Genomic DNA, 21,619 nt, shown 5'->3' on the forward strand with positions numbered 1-21,619 from the left:
CGTGGATCCGTCGTCGTTTCTGAGGCCATGCACTTCCTTGCGTCCTCCCGGCTGGCCCCGCCGGGAGTTGCCTTACCGCCCTGTCGGGCGCTATGAGACGGGCGGCCGCACGCAGCGACCGCCCGGATTACTCACCAGCCGAAACCGGCACCGACGCCGACCGACTTGTCGTCGCCGCTGAACGCACCGCCCAGGGTGACCGTGGCGCGATCGCTGAGCGCACGCTGGTAGCCGATCGACAGTGCCGACTCACCGCTCTGGAAGCCGACGCCGACGCCGACGCGGTTGTCGGTGCGGATGCCGGCCGCGCTGGTGGCCATGTTCAACATCGCCGCGTTCATCGCGCCCTGGCGGTCGATACGGCGGTCCTGGCGGCGGAAGCGGTCATCGATCTCGCCCTTGTAGGTGTCGAACGTGTCGGCCATCGCCGCGAAGCGGTTGTCGGTGTAGCTGTTGGCGGTGGCGACACCGCTGTCGAGCTGCGCCTTGTTGACCGCATCGGTGGACTGGGTACCGGCTGCGACGTTGGTGACCTGGCGTTCGTTGCCGGTACTGCCCACCGACACCGTGTTGGCACGATCAGCCACCGAACCCTGGCCCAGCGCCACCGCCCCCTGCGCGGTCGCCGATGCGCCCTGGCCGATCGCCGTGGCCGAAGCCGCACTGACGCTGGCACCCTCGCCCACCGCCACCGCATTGGTCGCCACCGCGGCGATCGTGGTGTTGGCACCGATCGCGGTACTGCCGTCGGCGTTGACCCGTGCATTGCTGCCGATCGCGGTGTCGTTCGGGCCATGCGCATAGGCACTGCCGCCGATCGCGGTGCCGGTCACGTCATTGGCCTGCGCCGAGGTGCCGACCGCCGTGGAACTGGCGACGCTGCTGGTCGATGTCGTCTCGGTGCTGGCCACTGTCGCTTCCTGCACACTCGCCGTCTCCATCGTTTCGACCGAAGCAGCGGCGATGCTCGGGCCACGCACCGATCCATGCGAGTCGCCGCTGTTCGACGACGCGGTACGCGCATCCAGCTCGCTGACCTTGTTGTCCAGCGCGGTCAGCGCGGCACCGACGTTGCGGTAGGTCGCGCCCTGGATCACGTAGGTCGGCGCGACGAACACACCCTGCGCACCGAGCGCCGCACCGCCACCGAGGAAGCTGGCGATGTTGCCGAGCGACTGGAACAGCTGGCCACCGTTGATCGCATCGGTGCTGCTGGCGGTCAGCGCGCCGGCACCGACGTTGACGATGCGGCGCGTGGCCGGACCACCGACGCCGTTGCCGCTGCCCACCGAAACCACATTGGCCTCGTAGGTACGCGAACCGGAACCCAGCGCGACCGAATCGGCACCACTGGCCCCTGCATTCGCACCCAGCGCAACGCCGTTGCTGGCGCTCTGACGCACGAACGAGTTGTAGCCCACGGCCAAGCCATTTTCACCGAGCGTGCTGGTCTGGCGTCCGATCGCGGTGCTGTTGACGCCGACCGCGGTGCTGGCGACGCCATACGCGCTGCCCCCCGTGGCGGATGCGGTGCTGCTGGCACCGATCGCGGTGCTGCGTGCACCGCTGGCGGTGGCACCGGCACCGGCGGCGGTGCTGTCGGTGCCACTGGCGAGGGCGACCTTGCCACCGCTGGCCTGGAAGCCATCGCTGGTCGCCTGCACCGTGGCCGCGATCGCATCGAGCTGGCCCTTGTTGACCGCATCGTTGACCTCCACTGCGTCGCTGACGTTGGTGATCCGGCGCGTGGCCGGGCCGCCGACACCATCGCCGCTACCCACCGACACCGTGTTGGCGGTGTAAGCACGCGAACCGGCACCCAGCGCGACCGAATTGGCCGCACTCACGCCGGCATTCGCGCCGAGTGCCACACCGTTTTCGGCGCGTTCGTTGACGATGCTGTTGTAGCCGACCGCCACGCCATTCGTGCCGATCACATTGGTCTGACGACCCACGCCGGTGCTGTTCACACCGGTAGCCGAACCATCCGCCCCGATCGAAGTCGCGCCGACGGCACTGGCACGTGCTGCCGAGCCCAGGGCCAGCGTGTTGTCCGCCAGTGCGAACGCGCTCTGGCCCAATGCGGTGGCGTTGACGCCGCTGGCATAGGAGTTCCAGCCGATCGCCGTGGCGTAGTCATTGGTCGCCCATGCGCCCGCGCCGAACGCTGCCGCGCCGGTGCCGCTGGCACGTGCCGAGATCAGCCCGTAAGCCGAGCCACCCACCACCACGCTTTCATCGCCGGTGGCTTCACTGAACTCGCCAACCGCCACGCTGCTGGCACCGCCGGCCGTGGCTGCCACACCGACCGCCGTGGCGTAGTCGTTGGATGCCGAAGCGCCATAACCGAGCGCCGAAGACAGATAGCCGGTCGCCTCGCTGTAGCCGCCCAGCGACGTCGAACCCACACCCGAGGCCGCACTGCGGAAGCCCACTGCCGTGGCCTGGTTGTCGGTAGCCGAAGCCTCGTTACCAACCGCCGTGGCATAGGTCGAAGCCGCTTGCGCACCGGCACCCGTTGCCGTCGCACCGACTTCCGATGCAACCGCACCACTGCCGATCGCGCTACTGTTTTCGCCGAGCGCCTGTGCGTTGGTGCCCAGTGCAGCGGCATTGGTACCGGTAGCCAGTGCATCCAAGCCCACAGCAGTTGCGCCATCCGCCAGTGCATTGGCACCGCTGCCGAATGCCGAAGCACCGACCCCGATCGCATTGCTCGCTTCACCGGCCGCCGTCGCGTTATCGCCTTCAACATAAGCGCCGGCATCACTGTCACTGCTGCCACTGGCCTTGAAGTACTTGTCGGTGGTCTGTGCGACCGCCGCCACTTCATCGAGCTGCGCCACGTTCACTGCATCGGTGGCTTCAGTACCTGCCGCGACGTTGGTGATCTGGCGTTCGCTGCCGACATCGCCCACCGATACCGTGTTGGCGCGTTCGGCTACCGAATTGGCGCCGAGTGCAACCGAGTTGTCCGCGTACGCGGTGCTGTAGAAGCCCACTGCGGTGCTCAGATCACCCACTGCCCAGGATTCGGCGCCCAGCGCGCTGGCACCCGTGCCTGGCGCATAGGCGAAGTAGCCCAGCGCGGTCGCCTCGAGACCCGACGCTTCGCTCAGCGTGCCGGTCGCGGTGCTGTAGTCGCCCGAGGCAACCGCACCGGCGCCGAGCGCGGCCGACGCCTCGCCACTGGCCTGCGTGGATACATAGGCACCCAGGCCCGGGATCAGATCGGCCGGACCACCCAGCGCCACACTGCTGGTGCCGGTCGCGCTGCTCTGCGTGCCGACCGCAGTGCTGTAGTCACCGATCGCGTTGGAGACCGCGCCGAACGCCGACGCCTGTGCACCGGAGGCATAAGCGCCGACACCGTAGGCCGAGGCGGCAAAGCCCGACGCCTCGGCGCTTGCGCCCACTGCGGTACCGCCGACGCCGGCACTGGTCGCACCGGTGTCCACCGCCACCCCACCGTTGGTGATCAGCGGATTGCCATCCGCATCGACCGCATTGCCACCGACCGCGACCGCAGCCGGACCGGTGGCCTGTGCATTCTGGCCGAACGCCGCGCTGTTCTGGCCGGAAGCCAGTGCGTTGTAACCCACCGCCGTTGCGCCATCGGCCAATGCATTGCTGCCGCTGCCGAACGCCGAAGCGCCGCTCCCGATCGCGTTGCTCGCTTCGCCCGCCGCCGTGGCATTGCTGCCTTCGACATAGGCGCCGGCATCGCTGTCGCCGCTGCCGCTGGCCTTGAAGTACTTGTCGGTGGTCTGTGCCACCGCCGCCACCTCATTGAGCTGCGCCACGTTCACCGCATCGGTGTCCTCGGTGCCTGCTGCGACGTTGGTGATCTGACGCTCGGCGCCAGCACTGCCGACTGAGACCGTATTGGCACGATCGGCCACCGCATCCGCACCCAGTGCGACTGCGTTCGCGGCAGTGACATAGGCATTGCTGCCCAGCGCCGTCGCATCGTCCGCCAGCGCGAACGCGCTCTGGCCCAACGCGGTGGCGTTGACGCCGTTGGCATAAGAGTTCCAGCCGATCGCCGTGGCATAGTCATCGGTCGCCCAAGCGCCCGCGCCGAACGCCGCCGCACCGGTGCCGCTGGCACGCGCCGAGATCAACCCGTAAGCCGAACCACCGACCACCACGCTCTCATCGCCAGTGGCTTCACTGAACTCGCCAACTGCCACGCTGCTGGCACCGCCTGCTGTAGCGGCCACACCGACCGCCGTGGCGTAGTCGTTGGATGCCGAAGCGCCGTAGCCGAGCGCCGAAGACAGATAGCCGGTCGCCTCGCTGTAGCCACCCAGCGAGGTCGAACCCACACCCGAAGCCGCACTGCGGAAGCCCACTGCCGTGGCCTGGTTGTCGGTAGCCGAAGCCTCGTTGCCAACCGCCGTGGCATAGGTCGAAGCCGCTTGCGCACCGGCACCCGTTGCCGTCGCACCGACTTCCGATGCAACCGCGCCGCTACCGATCGCACTGCTGTTTTCGCCGAGCGCCTGTGCGTTGCTGCCCAGTGCAGCGGCATTGCTCCCGGTGGCCAGTGCATCCAAGCCCACAGCAGTTGCGCCATCGGCCAGTGCATTGGCACCGCTGCCGAACGCCGATGCACCCGTGCCGATCGCATTGCTCGCTTCACCGGCCGCAGTAGCGTTGTCGCCCTCGATGTAGGCACCGGCATCGCTATCGCTGCTGCCGCTGGCCTTGAAGTACTTGTCGGTGGTCTGCGCGACCGCCGCCACCTCATTGAGCTGCGCCACGTTCACCGCGTCGGTGGATTCGGTACCTGCCGCGACGTTGGTGATCTGGCGTTCGCTGCCAGCATCGCCGACCGAGACCGTGTTGGCACGCTCAGCCACCGAACCCGCACCCAGCGCGACCGAATTTGTCGCGAGGGCAAGCGCATTGCTACCCAACGCCGTCGCATCATCCGCCAGCGCGAAAGCGCTCTGACCCAACGCGGTGGCATTGACGCTGTCGGCCCAGGCATTCCAGCCAATCGCAGTGGCCTGATCATTGGTCGCCCATGCACCCGCGCCGAACGCGGATGCGCCGGTGCCGCTGGCACGGGCCGAGATCAATCCGTAAGCCGAACCACCCACCACCACGCTCTCATCGCCGGTGGCTTCACTGAACTCGCCGACCGCCACGCTGCTGGCGCCAGCGGCCGTGGCTGCCACACCAACCGCCGTGGCGTAATCGTTCGATGCCGAAGCACCGTAGCCGAGAGCCGATGACAGATAACCCGTCGCTTCGCTGTAACCACCCAACGAGGTCGCACCGGTCGCCGAAGCTGCGCTGCGGAAGCCGACTGCGGTGGCCTGGTTGTCGGTGGCTGTCGCCTCGTTACCGACTGCCGTGGCGTAGGTCGAAGCCGCTTGCGCACCGGCACCGGTCGCCGTTGCGCCGACTTCGGACGCAACCGCGCCGCTGCCGATCGCACTGCTGTTTTCGCCGAGCGCCTGTGCGTTGTTGCCCAGCGCGGCGGCATTGCTGCCGGTGGCCAGCGCATCCAGACCGACTGCGGTGGCGCCATCGGCCAACGCATTCGCGCCGCTGCCGAACGCCGAAGCACCCGTGCCGATCGCATTGGACGCTTCACCCGCCGCAGTAGCGTTGTCGCCTTCGATGTAGGCACCGGCATCGCTATCGCTGCTGCCGCTGGCCTTGAAGTACTTGTCGGTGGTCTGCGCCACCGCTGCGACTTCATTGAGCTGCGCCACGTTCACCGCATCGGTGGCTTCCGTGCCGGCCGCTACATTGGTGATCTGGCGTTCCGCGCCGGCACTGCCGACCGACACGCTGTTCTCGCGATCCGCGTAGGAACCCTGGCCCAACGCCACGCTGCCGGCCGCCTCGGCGGTGGCATCGGCGCCGAGCGCGACGCTGTCATCCGAATAGGCGGTGCTGAAATTGCCGACCGCGGTGCTGTTGACGCCCGGCGTCCACGCTGCACCACCGACGGCGGTGGAGTAATCGCCCGACGCCTCGGTCGGCAACAAACCGGCGAGCGCACCACCGATTGCAACGCTGTTGTAACCGCTGGCAATGCTGCCCTGACCGGACGCAATGCTGTAGTTGCCGGAAGCGACCGCATCGCCGCCCAGCGCGACCGCGCCCGAGCCCGATGCCGTGCTGAAATTGCCGACCGCCGTGCTGTTGAAGCCGCTGGCGCTGGCATAACCACCGAGCGCGGTCGCGTAGTTGGCGACCGCCTCCGCGCCGAAGCCGAATGCGGCCGCACTGGTGCCGGCAGCGATGCTCTCCGCGCCGATCGCGGTGCTCAGCTCGCCGGAGGCGGTGCTGTAGTAACCATGCGCGGTGGACTCGGTCCCCGATGCCTCGCTCAATGCGCCGACCGCCGCGGCCGCGCCGCCACTGGCAACCGCGCCAGCCCCTGTCGCCACGCTGTGCGCACCGGTGGCCTGGCTGCCCGCGCCGACTGCCACCGCGTTGGTGCCGGACGCATTGGCGCTGCCGTCGACCACGCAGCTGTCGATGATGCTGCCGCCAAGCACGATGCAGTTCTGGTTGCCGCCGACCTCGACCGACTGCGCCAGCGCCGCCGGTGGCAATGCCCCGGCCGCGAGCACCGCCGCGACCGCCACGGGCAGGACCAGACGATTACGCCGAACCACGTGGCCTTGCGCCACTTGTCCCCTGCTGTCGCCGCTGGCCAGTTCCGAGGCCACGGTCCACAGACCCAAAGATGTGTTCCAGACCTTGCGATAAATCCGATTCATCGACGTGGTGCTCCTTCAATTAGGCTGGTTTTTTTGGTGAAAAACTCACCACCGCACGGCGACTTCCAGGCCATGCGATCCCCCCGAGGGCGTTAGGTGGCGCGATCCGTTCGAAAGTGGCTGGCGGCGGTGAATCTTTTGCCAGCGCCGTCAAAAAAATGAACAGCAACGAACCGTGCGACGTCCCCAAGTGTTAACAGCGACAAATTTCAACGTCAAGGTTTTGACTCATAACCTTATGGAAGGTGATCAAAATCAATGTTTTATGGAAATTTGATAATTTTTTGTTAATTCCAGCCAAAACAACCACATATGGCAATCACGACAAAAACCGATGCGCGGATGCACAAAAAAACCCGCCGGGGAGCGGCGGGTTTGGGTGCTGCATGCCGTCAGGACGGCGGGCGTGACGGTCTCAGCCGCACCACACCCGTGCGTTGCGAAACATCCGCAGCCAGGGTGAGGAGTCCTCGCCCCAACCGGCCGGCGACCAGCTCAGGTTGACGCTGCGCGGGGTGCGCTCCGGGTGCGGCATCAGGATCGTCACCCGGCCGTCGTTACTGGTCAGGCCGGTGATGCCGTCGGGCGAGCCGTTCGGGTTGAGCGGATAGCGCGCAGCCTTGCCGTCGCCATCGACATAGCGCAGCGCCACACGCGCGGCGGCCTGATCGACCGCGCTGTCGAAGTCGGCATAGCCCTCGCCGTGCGCGACCGCGACCGGGATCCTCGAGCCGGCCATGCCACGCAGGAAGATCGACGGCGATTCCACCACCTCCAGCAACGCAGTGCGCCCCTCGAACTGCTCGCTGCGGTTGCGCAGGAAACGCGGCCAATGCTCGGCGCCGGGGATGATGTCCTTGAGCTGGCTCAGCATCTGGCAGCCATTGCACACGCCCAGCGCGAAGCTGTCCTCGCGCGCGAAGAACGCGGCGAAGGCCTCGCGCAGCGCCGGGCGTTCGAGGATCGAAGTCGCCCAGCCGCGGCCTGCACCGAGCACGTCGCCGTAGCTGAAGCCACCGCACGCGGCCAGACCGCGGAAATCCTTCAGATCCACGCGCCCGGCGATCAGGTCGCTCATGTGCACGTCATGGCTGGTGAAGCCGGCACGTTCGAAGACGTTGGCCATCTCGATCTGGCCGTTAATGCCCTGTTCGCGCAGGATCGCGATCTTCGGACGAGCGCCGGTAGCAATGTAAGGCGCTGCCACATCCTCGCCCGGATCGAAGCTGAGCTTGGGCTTCAATCCCGGCGCATTGAAGTCGCGTGCGATCGCCCGCTCCTCGTCGGCGCTGTCGGGGTTGTCGCGCAGCTTCTGCATCGCATGCGTGACCGACCACCAGGCATCGAACAGCTCCTGCCAGCTCCACTCGGCCAGGGTCTTGCCCTCGGCACCGACGCGGATGCGCGGCGCGCTGACCGGCCGGGCGATGCGTTGTGCGCACTCGGTCAACGCATGGCGCTCGACCAGATCGGCAAACGCGGCGCGATCCTCGCTGGCGATCTGCACGATCGCACCCAGTTCCTCGTTGAACAGGCTGCGGAAGGCATCCTCACCCCAGCCGTCGAGCACGATGTCCAGACCACGACGCGAGGCGAACGCCATCTCGCACAGCGCAGCGAAAGCACCGCCGTCGCTGCGGTCGTGATAGGCCAGCAACAGCCCGGCCTCACGCGCATCGCGGATCAGCTCGAAGAACGCACGCAGACGCTGCGGATCGTCCAGGTCAGGCACCTCGCCCCCGAACGCCGGCAACGCCTCGTCACCGGCATGCACCTGCGCCAGCACCGACCCACCCAGACGCTGCTTGCCCGCGCCCAGACCGATCAGCCACAGATCGCTGTCTTCCTCGCGATCCAGCAGCGGCACCAACTGGCGACGCGCATCGGCGACCGGCGCGAACGCGGTGATGACCAGCGAGACGGGCGAAACGCTTTTGTGAGCGACGGGATTCGAAATTCGGGATTCGGGATTCGCAGACGCGGATGGCTCTTCACCAATCCCGAATCCCGAATCCCCAATCCCTGCCCATTGCGCCTGCATCGACAGCGAGTCCTTGCCCACCGGAATGCTGATATCCAGCGCCGGGCACAGTTCCATGCCGACGGCCTTGACCGCGTCGAACAGCAGCGCGTCTTCACCGGGGTGGCCGGCGGCGGCCATCCAGTTGGCCGACAGCTTGACCGTGTCCAGCGTCTCGACCGGAGCGGCGCACAGGTTGGTGATCGCCTCGCCGACCGCGATGCGCGCGGCTGCGGCCGAGTTCAACAGCGCCAGCGGGGTGCGCTCGCCGATCGACATCGCCTCACCGGCATAGCCTTCGAAGCTAGCCAGGGTGATCGCACAATCGGCCATCGGCAGCTGCCACGGACCGATCATCTGCTCGCGCGCGGTGAGGCCACCGACGCTGCGATCGCCGATCGTGACCAGGAAGCTCTTGGCCGCGACGGTCGGGTGCGCCAGCACGCGCAGACCGGTCTCACGCAGTTCCAGCGCATCGGTCGCCAGCTGCGGCCAGCGCGGTGCCGGCGGATGCGCGGTGTCGCGGTGCATCTTCGGCGCCTTGCCGAACAACACGTCCATCGGCAGATCGATGGGGTGCCGGGATTCGGGATGACCAGCCATTCGGCTGTGGGAAGCGGGGATTGGTGATTCGTCAGAAGCGGAAGCGGCGCTCTTGCCAATCCCGAATCCCGACTCCCCAATCCCGGCACCAAACACGCCATACCCCACCACCAGCCGCTCCTCGGCCGTGACCACGCCGACCGCCGCGAACGGGCAGCGCTCGCGCGCGCAGATCGCCGCGAATTCTTCCAGCCGCTCGGCCGGCACGCCAAGCACGTAGCGCTCCTGCGATTCGTTGCACCACAGCTCCAGCGGCGACAGCGACGGGTCGTCGGTCGGTACCTTGCCCAGGTCGATCACACCGCCCACGCCCGAGTCGTGCAGCAGCTCGGGAATCGCGTTGGACAGGCCACCGGCGCCGACGTCGTGGAAGAACTGGATCGGGTTGTCCGCACCCAGCGCCACGCAACGGTCGATGACCTCCTGGCAGCGTCGCTCCATCTCCGGGTTGTCGCGCTGCACGCTGGCGAAGTCCAGGTCCTCGGCGCTCTCGCCGGAGGCCACCGAACTGGCCGCGCCGCCGCCCAGGCCGATCAGCATCGCCGGGCCGCCGAGCACGATCACCGCATCGCCCGGCTGCAGCTTGATCTTGTCCACCTGCACGCGGTCGATCGCGCCCAGGCCGCCGGCCAGCATGATCGGCTTGTCGTAGGCGCGCGCGATGCCGTCTTCGGCCAGCTCGAAGCTGCGGAAATAGCCGAGCAGGTTGGGACGGCCGAACTCGTTGTTGAACGCGGCGCCGCCGAGCGGGCCGTCGAGCATGATTTCCAGCGCCGAGGCCATGCGCGGATTCAGCGCGCGCGGCGCTTCCCACGGCTGTGGCAACGTCGGAATGCGCAGGTGCGAGACCGAAAAACCGGTCAGACCGGCCTTGGGCTTGCCACCGCGACCGGTCGCACCCTCGTCGCGGATCTCACCACCGGCGCCGGTCGAGGCGCCCGGGAACGGCGCGATCGCGGTTGGATGGTTATGGGTCTCGACCTTGATCTGGAACGCGCTCGGCACCACCGCCTCGCTGCGGTACTGGCCGGTCTTCGGATCGGGGCGATAACGCGCCGCCGGATGCCCTTCGATCACCGCCGCGTTGTCGCTGTACGCGCTGAGCGTGTGCTGCGGCGTCTGCTGGTGGGTGTGCTTGATCATCCGGAACAGGGATCGGTCCTGATCCTTGCCGTCGATGGTCCAGCTGGCGTTGAAGATCTTGTGCCGGCAGTGTTCGGAATTGGCCTGCGCGAACATCATCAGTTCGACATCCGACGGATCGCGCCCCAGCTCGGCGTAGCGCGCGCGCAGGTACTCGATCTCGTCGGCCGCCAGCGCCAGGCCGAGGCGGCTGTTGGCCTCCTCCAGCGACGCCAGCGGAATGCGCTCGACCGTGCCACGCGGCAGCGCGGTGAACAGCGCCTGTGCCGCCTCGGCATTGTCCAGCAGCGATTGGGTCATCGGATCGTGCAGCAGCTTGCCGAGCGCGGTCTGCACCGCCGCATCGGCGGGCCAGCCCAGCAGATCGATGCGCATGCCGCGCTCGACCCGCTTGATCGGCTGGCCGGCACCACGCACCAGCTCGGTGGCCTTGCTCGACCACGGCGACAGCGTGCCCAGGCGTGGCACCACGAAGCGCGATTGCGCGGCGGCCTCGGCGCTGACCGGCTCGCCCTCGGCCTGCAGGATGCGGCGCAGCGTGGTCAGGTCGGGCGTGCGCCCGGCCTCCGGTTCAATGAAGTAGACGTGCCAGGCACCCGCGATACGCAGGTCAGGCGCGACGGACTGCAGGCGGGATTCGAGCCGAGCAAGGCGGAACGGCGACAGGGCGGCGGCGCCCTCGAGGACGATCATCCGGGAAACCGTGGAGATAACGGGCCGGCTATTGTAGTGGGATTCGGGATTCGGGATTCGGGATTCGGGAAAAGCGTCTTTGCCAGGTTCTGGCAGTCAAACGATTCGATGCACCTCTACGGAAGCGGCTTCAGCGCCCGTGACAGCAGGCCGGCAAAGCCCGTCGAGGCTGGAATCCCCTACCCCTGCCAGCCACTCTCCGAAGCTGGCTTTTTACGAATCCCCTAAAATCCCAAATCCCAAATCCCGAATCCCAGCCTTTCAGGGACTGCCGGCGGTGCTCGTGGCGGCCGCGGCAGCGCGCTTTTCCAGCGCGGCGCGCAGCTGGGCCGGCGGCAGGTAGCCACCGAGCTGGGTGCCGTCCGGGGCGAAGATCGCCGGGGTGCCGTTCACGCCCAGGCGCTGGCCCAGGTCGTATTCCATCGTCACCGGGTTCTTGCAGCTGCGTGCCGACACCGGCTGGCCCTGCTTGGCGGCGGTCAGTGCCTGCTTGCGATCCGCCGCACACCAGACCGAGACCATGTCCTTGTAGTCCTGGCTGCCCAGGCCCATGCGCGGGAACGCCAGGTATTCCACCGCGATGCCCTGCTTGTTCAGCTCGGCGATCTCGCTGTGCAGCTTGCGGCAGTAGCCGCACTCGATGTCGGTGAAGACGCTGATCGTGTACTTCGGGTTCGGCGGCGAGAACACGATGCGGTCGGCGGCCGGAATCGCCTCCAACTGCTTGCGGCGATAGGCCAGCAGGCCCTCGCTGGCGGCGAACTGCTTGGCCTGGATGTCGAACGGCTGTGCCTGCATCAGGTAGCGGCCATCGTCGGACACGTACAGCACCTGCCCACCCACCACCACCTCACGGAAGCCCGGGAACGGCGCGGCGCCGAGGTAATCCGGCTTGAAATCGGGATCCAGCGTGGTCAGCGCGGCACGCACCTTCTGATCGGCCGAGCCGGCAGCCGGCGCAGCCGCAGACGTCGTGGACGGGGCGGGAGCCCCCTTGGCGGCCGGTGGCGGAGCCGAAGACTGGGCACAGGCGGACAGGCTCAGGGCGCCCAGCAGAGCGGCAGTGGCAAGACGAAGCATTCGTGCATCCGGAAGCGATGGTTGTGTCGATTCTCGCACAGCCAACATGAAGCGATCGCCGCCCCTTCGGTAGAGCCGAGCTCGCTCGGCTGAGGCATTCGCGGGAGAGCCCCAGCCGAGCAGGCCCGGCGCTGCGAACCCCGTTCACCCACGCGGGTGATGTTGGCGATGCAGCTTCTGCAGATGCTCGCGCGCCACCAGTGTGTAGATCTGGGTGGTCGACAGCGAGCTGTGTCCCAGCAGCATCTGCAGCACACGCAGATCGGCACCGTGGTTGAGCAGATGGGTGGCGAAGCTGTGGCGCAGTCCATGCGGGCTGACCTTGGCCGGGTCGATGCCGGCCACGGCCGCGTAGCGCTTCACCAGCCCCCAGAACGCCTGCCGGCTCAGTGCCTGCCGCTCGGCGTCGATGAACAACGGCACCTGCTTGTTGCTCATCGGCGGCACCGCCTTGCCACCGCTCAGCGCCGGCCGCGCGACATCCAGATAGCGCTGCAGCCAATGCTGGGATTCATCGCCCAACGGCACCAGCCGGTCCTTGCTGCCCTTGCCGGTGACCCGCAGTGCACCCTGACGCAGATTGATCGCGTTCGCCGGCAGCTCGACCAATTCGCTCACGCGCAACCCGGCGGCGTACATCAGCTCCAGCATCGCGCGATCGCGCAAGCCCAACGGGGAGGTGATGTCGGGCGCGGCCAGCAACGCGTCGATCTGGCTCTCGGTCAACGCCTTGGGCAGCGAGCGCGGCAGTTGCGGTGGATCCAGCAGCGCGGTCGGATCGTCGCTGCGCTCACCGCGCAGCACCTGCCTGCCGAAGAACGCGCGCAGCGAGGACAGCAGGCGGGCGTTGCTCTTGGGCGAGTAACCTTGTTCGAAGCGCCACGCCAGATACTTCGACAGCGTGGCCCGATCGGCACCGATCAGCCCGCCGCCGACGCCGTCACGCCAGCGCGCGAAGCCCCCCAGATCGCGGCGATAGCTGTCCAGCGTCAGCTGAGACAGTCCCTGCTCGGCCCAGATGGCATCGAGGAAACGCTGGATTGCCTGCGCTTCATCCTCACGCAGCGCGGGCAATCGCAAGGCGAGTTGACGTCGCTCGGCTGGAGTGAGTGCGCTCATGCCTACAGCTTAGAACCTAACCCGGAATCGGAAACCATCAAATTGCAGTGCCGTCATCGCCGCGAAGACGGGAAGCCTTTCTCAGCAGCCGAAGCGCTACGCGGGAATGATCGCCGGTTTCCGCAGCGCCACATGCCCGATCGCGCTCTGCCGTTATGCTTTGCAACGCATGCCGACCGCACCGACGACGCCCCTCGACCGCCCACGCAGCCTGATCGGCTGGCGCCTGCTCGCACTGGCCTATGACATCTGGCCGGCACTCGCGCTATGGATGCTGGTCGCGGTGCCGTTCACGCTCGGCTACACCTTCCTCGGCCATCACGATCCGCACCAGAACATCGCGCCGTTCTCGCCGCTGAGCTGGCTGCTGTGGGGCACCTGCTGGCTGGTGACCGGCCTGTACGCGACGATCAGTTGGCGGCACGGCGGCCAGACCCTCGGCATGCGGCCATGGCGGCTGCATCTGGCGGGATCTGTCGATGGGCCCGTGTCATGGAAGACGCTGTGGCTGCGCTACCTGATCGGCACGCTGTCGCTGCTGGCCGGCGGCCTGGGATTCTGGTGGGCGTTGGTGGATCGGGAGCGCCTGACCTGGCACGACCGCGCGAGCGGGACAAGGCTGGTCCGGAAGCATCGACGCAAATGACCCTGTAGGAGCGGCTTCAGCCGCGATCGGGTTTTACCGGTAAAGCCCGATCGCGGCTGAAGCCGCTCCTACAACAGCACAGTCAAGAGCACAGTCAAAAAACGCGGTCAGGTACTACGCCGCCGGAACAGCCAGCCGGAGATCAGCAGCATCATCACCGGCGACAGCGCGTAGGCAATGCGGTAATCGAGCTTGAGCGCGCCGGCCATGCGCCCGAAGAACAGCTGCAGCAACCAGAACCCCAGCGCGAACAGCACGCCCAGGAACAGCCGCTTGCCCATGCCGCCACTGCGCAGCGAACCGAACGCGAACGGCACCGCCGCCAGGCACAGCGCCAGCACGTTGGCCGGGTAGAACCAACGGCTCCAGTACTGGTCTTCGTAATCGCGCGCGTCCAGGCCGTTGCGATGGCGGTACTTGATACTGCTGTGCAGCTCGCTCACCGAGAGGTTGCGCGGCTTGGACAGGCCCGCCGCCAGCGCCGCCGGATCCAGGCGCGACTGCCACGGCAGTTGATCGAACGTCTCACGCTTGACCGAACGTGCATCGAACGTATCGCGATGCACGCCATGCAGCACCCAGCCGGAAGCCAGATGCTCGACCATGGCGGCATAGGTCAGGGTTTCCATGCGGCCGTCGTCGCCGATCTGGTACAGCCGCACGTCGTGCAGTTGCAGCGACATGCCACCCGACGTGCCCAGCTTCTCCTCGCCGCCCTGCGCATTGAGGAAGGTATCGCCCTCGCGCGCCCACAGCCCGGAGTATCGGGCGGTGGCCATGTTGGTATTGAACTTGGCGTTGGCCTTGAGCACATCGGCCTGGTTCTGCGCCCATGGCGCCAGCGTCTCGCCATTGATCACCATCACCGCGGTGATGATCGAAATCGTGGCCGCCACCGACAGCCCCAGCCGGCGCCGCGACAAACCCAGCGCGCGCAAGGCGGTCAGTTCGGACGTCGCCGCCATCTGCCCCAACCCCATCAACGCACCGATCACCGCCGCGGTCGGGAACAGGTTGTAGGCATTGCGCGGTACACCGTAAGCGACGTAGGCGATGGCGTGGCCGAAGGTGTAGCTGCCCTTGCCGATGTCCTTGAACTGGTCGGACACGCCCATCATCACGAACAGGCCGACCAGCACCGCCCAGGTCAGCAGCACCGTGGACAGTACCGAACGACCGACGTAGACGTCGTGGATGCGCGGCAGCAGCTTCATGCGGTCCTCCGCGGGCGGCCCATGCGGCCGTCACGGGCGTACAGCCAGATCGCCAGCGCCAGCAGCGGCAGGGTCAGCCACCACAGGCCGGCGGCGGCCGGGATCCGCCCATCGGCGATCCAGCGCGCACCGATCGTGGACATGTTGCTGCCGACCACGTAGCCGAGGAACGCCATCATCATCCGGCCATAGCGCTGCTGCCGGGGTGCGCTGCGCGACAGCGGCAGCGCCATCAGCGCGAATGCCAGCGCCAGCAGCGGCGGGGCGATGCGCAGGTGCAGCTGCGCCTTGGCTTCGGGCCGGGAATCGGCGATCAGGCGTGCGGTGCTCATCACTTCCGGATCGTTCTCGTCATGGGTGGCGGCGCTGTCCGGCAACGCCGACTCGCTGGTCTCGTAACGCATCAACCGGTAATCCAGGTCGGTGGCGTTGGTCGGCCCTTCCACCCGGTAACCATCACGCAGACGCAGGAAGCGCCGGCCATTGCTCTCCAGATAGACCTCGCCACGGTCAGCGGTGACCACGTCCAGGCGGCCATCCTTCTCGCGCTGCATGAACACCTTGCCGAGCTGCCTGCCGTCTTGGGACACCGTATTCAGGTACACCACCCCGCCGCCGGACAACGGCGTGAACTGGCCGGGTTCGAGTCCGGCGATGACCACGCTGCGATTGGCATCCTCCACCATCTTGTCAGCGGTGGCGCTGGCCCACGGGCCCAGCCACAGCGAGCAGGCGCCGATCACCAGCACCAGCGGCACCACCAGCATCAGGATCGGGCGCAGCAGCCGGCGCGGGCCGACCCCGATGCCCATCAGCACCGCCATCTCCGAATCCCGATACAGCCGTGCCAGTGCCAGCAGCAGGCCCAGCATCAGCGCCAGCGGCAGGATCAGCGGCAGATAGGTCACGAATTGCAGGCCCAACTGGGACAACAGCAAGCGGGCGGGGATGCCGCCATCGGCAATCTTGCCGAGGATGTCCACCAGCACGCCGCCCACGCTGACCACCAACAACACGATCAGGGTTGCCAGGAAGCTCTGGGTGAAATCGCTCAGCAGGTATCGGTCGAGCTTCGGCATGGGGTGTTGATTTAAACTCTCGGATTCGTTCGCGGCGCCGGACAGCCTGCCATACCCGGCGTGGACGACCCGCGATTGTACGTACTTGCCAACGGAATCTGATCAATGGCCCTGCAATTCACCCTGAACCAAGCCGCGCCCGCCAGCGCAGAACTCGACTGCGTCGTGGTCGGCGCCTTTGCCGACGGCTCGCTGTCGCCCGCCGGCCAGGCGCTGGACGCCGCCAGCGAGGGCCGCATCAAGGCACTGGCCGCACGCAGCGACCTCGCCGGCAAGACCGGCACGAGCACGCTGCTGCACGACCTGCCGGGCGTGACCGCCCCGCGCGTGCTGGTGATCGGGCTGGGCGAAGCCGGCAAGTTCGGTGTGCCGCAGTACCTCAAGGTGATCGGCGATGCAGTGCGCGCCCTCAAGGGCACTCCGGTCGCCAAGGCGCTGCTGACCCTGACCGAACTGACCGTGAAGGGCCGCGATGCCGCCTGGAACATCCGCCAGGCGATCGCCACCGCCGATCACGCCGCCTACCGCTATACCGCCACGCTCGGCAAGCGCAAGCCCGAAGAGCGCGCACTGACCGAACTGGTGCTGGCCGGCGACGACGCCACCGCGCTGCCGCAGGGCATCGCAATCGCCGCCGGCGTCGAGTTCGCCCGCGAGCTGGGCAACCTGCCGCCGAACATCTGCACCCCGGCCTACCTGGCCGAGCAGGCGCAGGCCTTCGCCGCCGCGCACACCGGCGCCGAGTCGGAGATCCTCGACGAGCAGCAGATGGAAGCGCTCGGCATGGGCTCGCTGCTGTCGGTCGCGCGTGGCTCGGCCAACCGTCCGCACCTGGTGGTGTTGAAGTGGAACGGCGGCGGCGATGCACGCCCCTACGTGCTGGTCGGCAAGGGCATCACCTTCGACACCGGCGGCGTCAACCTGAAGACGCAGGGCGGCATCGAGGAAATGAAGTACGACATGTGTGGCGGCGCCACCGTGATCGGCACCTTCGTCGCCACCGTCACCGCGCAGTTGCCGATCAACCTGGTGGTGGTGGTGCCGGCGGTCGAGAACGCGATCGACGGCAACGCCTATCGCCCGTCGGACGTGATCACCAGCATGTCCGGCAGGACCATCGAGGTCGGCAACACCGACGCCGAGGGCCGCCTGATCCTGTGCGACGCACTGACCTACGCCGAGCGCTTCAACCCGGCCGCACTGGTCGACGTGGCGACGCTGACCGGCGCCTGCATGGTCGCGCTCGGCCACCAGGCCAGCGGCCTGATGAGCAAGCACGACGACCTGGCCAACGAACTGCTGGCCGCCGGCGAGCAGGTCTTCGACCGCGCCTGGCGCCTGCCGCTGTGGGACGAGTACCAGAGCCTGCTGGATTCGACCTTCGCCGACGTCTACAACATCGGCGGCCGCTGGGGCGGCGCAATCACCGCAGGCTGCTTCCTGTCGCGCTTCACCGAAGGCCAGCGCTGGGCGCACCTGGACATCGCCGGCAGCGCCAGCGACGAAGGCAAGCGCGGCATGGCCACCGGCCGCCCGGTCGGGTTGTTGACGCAGTGGTTGCTGGACCGCGCCGGTGGCGCGGTGTGATTCGGGATACGGGATTGGGGATTCGTGAAAAACATCCCCGCTCCTGAAACACCGCTTTTGCAAATCCCGAATCCCCAATAACGAATCCCTGCCCCTATGCCCCGCGCCGACTTCTACCTGATCGCCAAACCGCGCTTCCTAGCCGAACCGCTGCGGTTGGTCTGTGAACTGGCGCGCAAGGGCTACGACAGCAACCAGCCGATCCTGATCCTGGCCCGCGATACCGCGCAGGCCGAGGAACTGGACGACCTGCTGTGGTCATTCGATGCAGATGCCTACATCCCGCACCAGATCGCCAGCAGCGACGAGGATGATGAGATCACCCCGGTGCTGATCGCCACGCCGGACAGCGATACGCCCTCGCGCCCGCTGGTGATCAACCTGCGCGACGATGCCTGGACCGGCGCCTGCGAACGCGTGCTGGAAGTGGTGCCCGCCGATCCCAGCGCACGTGAACCGCTGCGCGAGCGCTGGAAGCAGTACAAGGCGCGCGGCCTGGATGTGAACAAGTACGACATGTAGTTGGAAGGCCGTGATTCGTGATCGGGGATTCGTGATTGGTTAAAGGCGAAAATCGACTGTCGCTCTGAACCGATCCCGCGAAACACCCGCTGCGAATCACTGCTCTTTCGAATCACCAATCACCAATCACGAATCACGCCGCTCATGTCCCTCGCCTCCAGCTACGAACCCAAATCCTTCGAATCGCGCCTGTACGCCGAGTGGGAGGCCGCCGGCCATTTCAAGCCGTCCGGCAAGGGCGAGCCGTACACCATCCTGCTGCCGCCGCCGAACGTCACCGGCACGCTGCACATGGGCCATGCCTTCCAGCAGACGCTGATGGATGCGCTGGTGCGCTATCACCGCATGCGCGGCTACGACACCTTGTGGCAGGTCGGTACCGATCACGCCGGTATCGCCACCGAGATGGTGGTCAGCCGCAACCTCGCCCTCGAAGGCAACGGCGAAACCCGCGACTCGCTGGGCCGCGATGGCTTCATCGCCAAGGTCTGGGAGTGGAAGCAGCAGTCCGGCGACATCATCGAGCGGCAGATGCGCCGCATCGGCACCTCGGCCGACTGGTCACGCAGCACCTTCACGATGGATCCGCAGCCGTCGGCGGCGGTGAACGAGGCGTTCGTGCGTTGGTACGAGCAGGGCCTGATCTATCGCGGCCAGCGCCTGGTCAACTGGGATCCGGTGCTGAAGACCGCGATCTCCGATCTGGAAGTGGAAAATGTCGAAGAAGACGGTTTCCTGTGGTCGATCCGCTATCCGCTGGCCGACGGCGTCAGCTACGAGCATGTCGAGCACGATGCCGACGGCAACGAAATCCTGCGCGAAACCCGCGATTACCTGATCGTCGCCACCACCCGCCCGGAGACACTGCTCGGCGACACCGCGGTGATGGTGCATCCGGAAGATGCGCGCTACGCCAGCCTGATCGGCCAGCAGGTGACGCTGCCGCTGACCGGCCGTCGCGTGACCATCATTGGCGATGACTATGTCGATCGCGCCTTCGGTACCGGCGTGGTCAAGGTCACCCCGGCGCATGATTTCAACGACTACCAGGTCGGCGAGAGACATAACCTCCCGCTGGTGAATCTGTTCACGCCAGAGGCGAAGATTCTCGATCCCCGCAAGCAATATCCGGACGATGAGTACCCGTTTGTTCAGGACATCGATTTCCATGACCTGAATCAAATTCAACGCAAGCGTCTCGGTCAGCACCTTGCATACAAGATTCCGACCAAATATGTCGGCCTGGATCGCTACGAGGCGCGCAAGCTGGTGCTGGCCGAACTGGAAGAACTCACCCTGCTGGTCGAGGCCAAGCCGCACAAGCTGCAGGTGCCGCGTGGCGATCGCACCGGCCAGGTGATCGAGCCGTACCTGACCGACCAGTGGTTCGTGAAGATGGACGGGCTGGCCAAGCGCGGCCTTGAGCTGGTCGAGAACGGTGACGTGAAGTTCGTCCCGCCGAACTGGATCAACACCTATCGCCACTGGATGGAGAACATCCAGGATTGGTGCATCAGCCGCCAGCTGTGGTGGGGCCATCGTATTCCGGCGTGGTTCGACGGCGACGGCACGTGCTACGTCGGCCGCAACGAAGCCGAGGTGCGCGAGAAGCACGGACTGAGCGCCGATGCCATCCTCACCCAGGACAGCGACGTGCTGGAAACCTGGTTCTCCTCGCAGCTGTGGCCGTTCTCGACGCTGGGCTGGCCCAACGAACAGGCGATGGCCGAGCGCGGCTTCGATCGTTACCTGCCCTCGTCCGTGCTGGTCACCGGCTTCGACATCATCTTCTTCTGGGTGGCGCGGATGATCATGGCCACCGACAGCTTCACCGGTCAGGTGCCGTTCCGCGACGTCTACATCACCGGCCTGATCCGCGATGCGCAGGGCCAGAAGATGTCCAAGTCCAAGGGCAACGTGCTCGATCCGCTGGACATCATCGACGGCATCTCGCTGGATGACCTGCTCGCCAAGCGCACCACCGGCTTGATGAAGCCCAAGGATGCCGAGCGCATCGCCAAGGCCACGCGCAAGGAATTCCCCGAGGGCATCGCCGCCCACGGCGCCGATGCGCTGCGTTTCACCATCGCCGCACTGGCCGGCCACGGTCGCGACATCAAGTTCGACCTCGGCCGCGCCGAGGGCTACAAGAACTTCTGCAACAAGCTGTGGAACGCCAGCCGCTTCGCGTTGATGAACAGCGGGGATTCGGCATTCGGGATTGGGGATTCGTTCAACCCATCGCGGATTCCCGTCACCGAGGCCGAGAAGTGGATCCTGTCGAGGCTGGCGAAAGTCACGCAGGAGGCCGAGGCGCAATTTGCCGCCTACCGCTTCGATCTGCTCGCGCAAGTGTTGTACGAATTCGCTTGGAACGAGTTCTGCGACTGGTTCGTCGAGCTGGCCAAGCCGGCGCTCAACGGTGGTGATAGCGTCGCCGCCGACAGCACCCGTCATACCCTGCTATACGTGCTCGAAGCGTTGCTGCGCCTGCTGCACCCGCTGATCCCGTTCGTCACCGAGGAACTGTGGCAGCAGGTCGCCCCGCGCCTGGGTATCGATGCGAGCACGGTTTCGCTGCAACGCTATCCGCAGCCGGCCGATTTCGCCGTGCATGGATGCACAAGTGCCACGGAAGGCAGGATGCCGGGAGCGGCCGCCGGACAGGATTTCGCTACTGCCGAAGCCGACGTGGAATGGCTGAAGAACGTCATCTCCGAATTGCGCAAGATCCGCAGCAGCCTCGGCATCTCGCCGTCGCTGGCCGTTCCGCTGCTGCTCGGCTCCGGCCACACCAGTGACCGGCAGCGCATCGAGCGGTTCACCGGTCAGATCCGCTTCCTGGCCAAGCTCGATTCGATCCGCTGGCTGGAGGCGGGCGAGAGCGCGCCGCCATCCGCATCCGGCATTCCCAACGGCACCCAGCTGGTACTGAACATCCCGCTGGAAGGGCTGGTCGATCTGGATGCCGAACGCGTGCGCCTGGACAAGGAGATCGCCCGCGTCAGCATCGAAAAGGACAAGAGCGAGAGCAAGCTGGCCAAGTTCACCGACAAGGTGCCGGCGGCGGTGGTCGAGCAGGAACGCCAGCGCCTGGTCGACTGGAGCGCCCAACTCGATGGCCTGCGCGAGCAGCGCGCCAAGCTCTGAGCTGGTTGAATGTG

10 protein-coding genes are annotated in these 21,619 nt (G+C 66.7%); 4 read left to right on the top strand and 6 right to left on the bottom strand.

All coding sequences use genetic code 11. The annotated features are described in order from the left end of the window. Positions 1-131 precede the first annotated feature (131 nt). The 4 genes from AC3WJE_RS02475 to xerD all read right to left on the bottom strand — a co-directional run bounded on the left by AC3WJE_RS02475 (position 132) and on the right by xerD (position 13,362). The gene (locus AC3WJE_RS02475; protein ID WP_493729190.1) at positions 132-6,749 is read right to left on the bottom strand and encodes an ESPR-type extended signal peptide-containing protein; all 6,618 of its coding nucleotides are present in this window, start codon (positions 6,747-6,749) and stop codon (positions 132-134) included. Between the two features lie 415 nt (positions 6,750-7,164). Then, a complete protein-coding gene (purL, locus tag AC3WJE_RS02480; RefSeq protein WP_493729191.1) occupies positions 7,165-11,208 on the bottom strand; it encodes a phosphoribosylformylglycinamidine synthase in 4,044 nt (1,347 codons plus the stop codon). Between the two features lie 261 nt (positions 11,209-11,469). Next, the gene (locus AC3WJE_RS02485; RefSeq protein ID WP_493729192.1) at positions 11,470-12,288 is read right to left on the bottom strand and encodes a DsbC family protein; all 819 of its coding nucleotides are present in this window, start codon (positions 12,286-12,288) and stop codon (positions 11,470-11,472) included. Positions 12,289-12,432: 144 nt separating this feature from the next. Then, positions 12,433-13,362, bottom strand: a complete 930-nt coding sequence (xerD, locus tag AC3WJE_RS02490; protein ID WP_493729262.1) for a site-specific tyrosine recombinase XerD — start codon at positions 13,360-13,362, stop codon at positions 12,433-12,435. Positions 13,363-13,576: 214 nt separating this feature from the next. Between xerD and AC3WJE_RS02495 the strand changes: the two genes are divergently transcribed. Next, positions 13,577-14,053 (top strand): RDD family protein, encoded by a 477-nt coding sequence (locus AC3WJE_RS02495; protein ID WP_493729193.1) that lies wholly within the window; start codon positions 13,577-13,579, stop codon positions 14,051-14,053. A gap of 107 nt (positions 14,054-14,160) precedes the next feature. Here AC3WJE_RS02495 and lptG read toward each other — a convergent pair whose 3' ends face one another. After that, positions 14,161-15,267, bottom strand: a complete 1,107-nt coding sequence (lptG, locus tag AC3WJE_RS02500; protein ID WP_493729194.1) for an LPS export ABC transporter permease LptG — start codon at positions 15,265-15,267, stop codon at positions 14,161-14,163. Further along, complete coding sequence (gene lptF, locus AC3WJE_RS02505; protein WP_493729195.1) at positions 15,264-16,346, bottom strand: LPS export ABC transporter permease LptF; 1,083 nt, start codon at positions 16,344-16,346, stop codon at positions 15,264-15,266. Before lptF ends, lptG begins: the two co-directional genes overlap by 4 nt. Before the next feature lie 111 nt (positions 16,347-16,457). Between lptF and AC3WJE_RS02510 the strand changes: the two genes are divergently transcribed. The 3 genes from AC3WJE_RS02510 (at position 16,458) to AC3WJE_RS02520 (ending at position 21,605) form a co-directional block, all read left to right on the top strand. Then, positions 16,458-17,933: a leucyl aminopeptidase gene (locus tag AC3WJE_RS02510; protein WP_493729263.1), complete on the top strand. Its 1,476-nt coding sequence runs from the start codon at positions 16,458-16,460 to the stop codon at positions 17,931-17,933. A 96-nt stretch (positions 17,934-18,029) separates the two neighbouring features. Further along, positions 18,030-18,455, top strand: coding sequence for a DNA polymerase III subunit chi (locus tag AC3WJE_RS02515; protein WP_493729196.1), 426 nt, complete (start codon positions 18,030-18,032; stop codon positions 18,453-18,455). A gap of 144 nt (positions 18,456-18,599) precedes the next feature. Beyond that, positions 18,600-21,605: a valine--tRNA ligase gene (locus AC3WJE_RS02520; protein ID WP_493729197.1), complete on the top strand. Its 3,006-nt coding sequence runs from the start codon at positions 18,600-18,602 to the stop codon at positions 21,603-21,605. Positions 21,606-21,619 lie beyond the last annotated feature (14 nt).

The organism is Pseudomonas sp. GW821-FHT07E12, from assembly GCF_058986605.1.

What these genes read in the sequence shown, in the direction of transcription:
- AC3WJE_RS02475 (WP_493729190.1), bottom strand. Translation starts at nt 6,749, where the DNA reads ATGAATCGGATTTATCGCAAGGTCTGGAACACATCTTTGGGTCTGTGG.
- purL (WP_493729191.1), bottom strand. Translation starts at nt 11,208, where the DNA reads ATGATCGTCCTCGAGGGCGCCGCCGCCCTGTCGCCGTTCCGCCTTGCT.
- AC3WJE_RS02485 (WP_493729192.1), bottom strand. Translation starts at nt 12,288, where the DNA reads ATGCTTCGTCTTGCCACTGCCGCTCTGCTGGGCGCCCTGAGCCTGTCC.
- AC3WJE_RS02495 (WP_493729193.1), top strand. Translation starts at nt 13,577, where the DNA reads ATGCCGACCGCACCGACGACGCCCCTCGACCGCCCACGCAGCCTGATC.
- lptG (WP_493729194.1), bottom strand. Translation starts at nt 15,267, where the DNA reads ATGAAGCTGCTGCCGCGCATCCACGACGTCTACGTCGGTCGTTCGGTA.
- lptF (WP_493729195.1), bottom strand. Translation starts at nt 16,346, where the DNA reads ATGCCGAAGCTCGACCGATACCTGCTGAGCGATTTCACCCAGAGCTTC.
- AC3WJE_RS02515 (WP_493729196.1), top strand. Translation starts at nt 18,030, where the DNA reads ATGCCCCGCGCCGACTTCTACCTGATCGCCAAACCGCGCTTCCTAGCC.
- AC3WJE_RS02520 (WP_493729197.1), top strand. Translation starts at nt 18,600, where the DNA reads ATGTCCCTCGCCTCCAGCTACGAACCCAAATCCTTCGAATCGCGCCTG.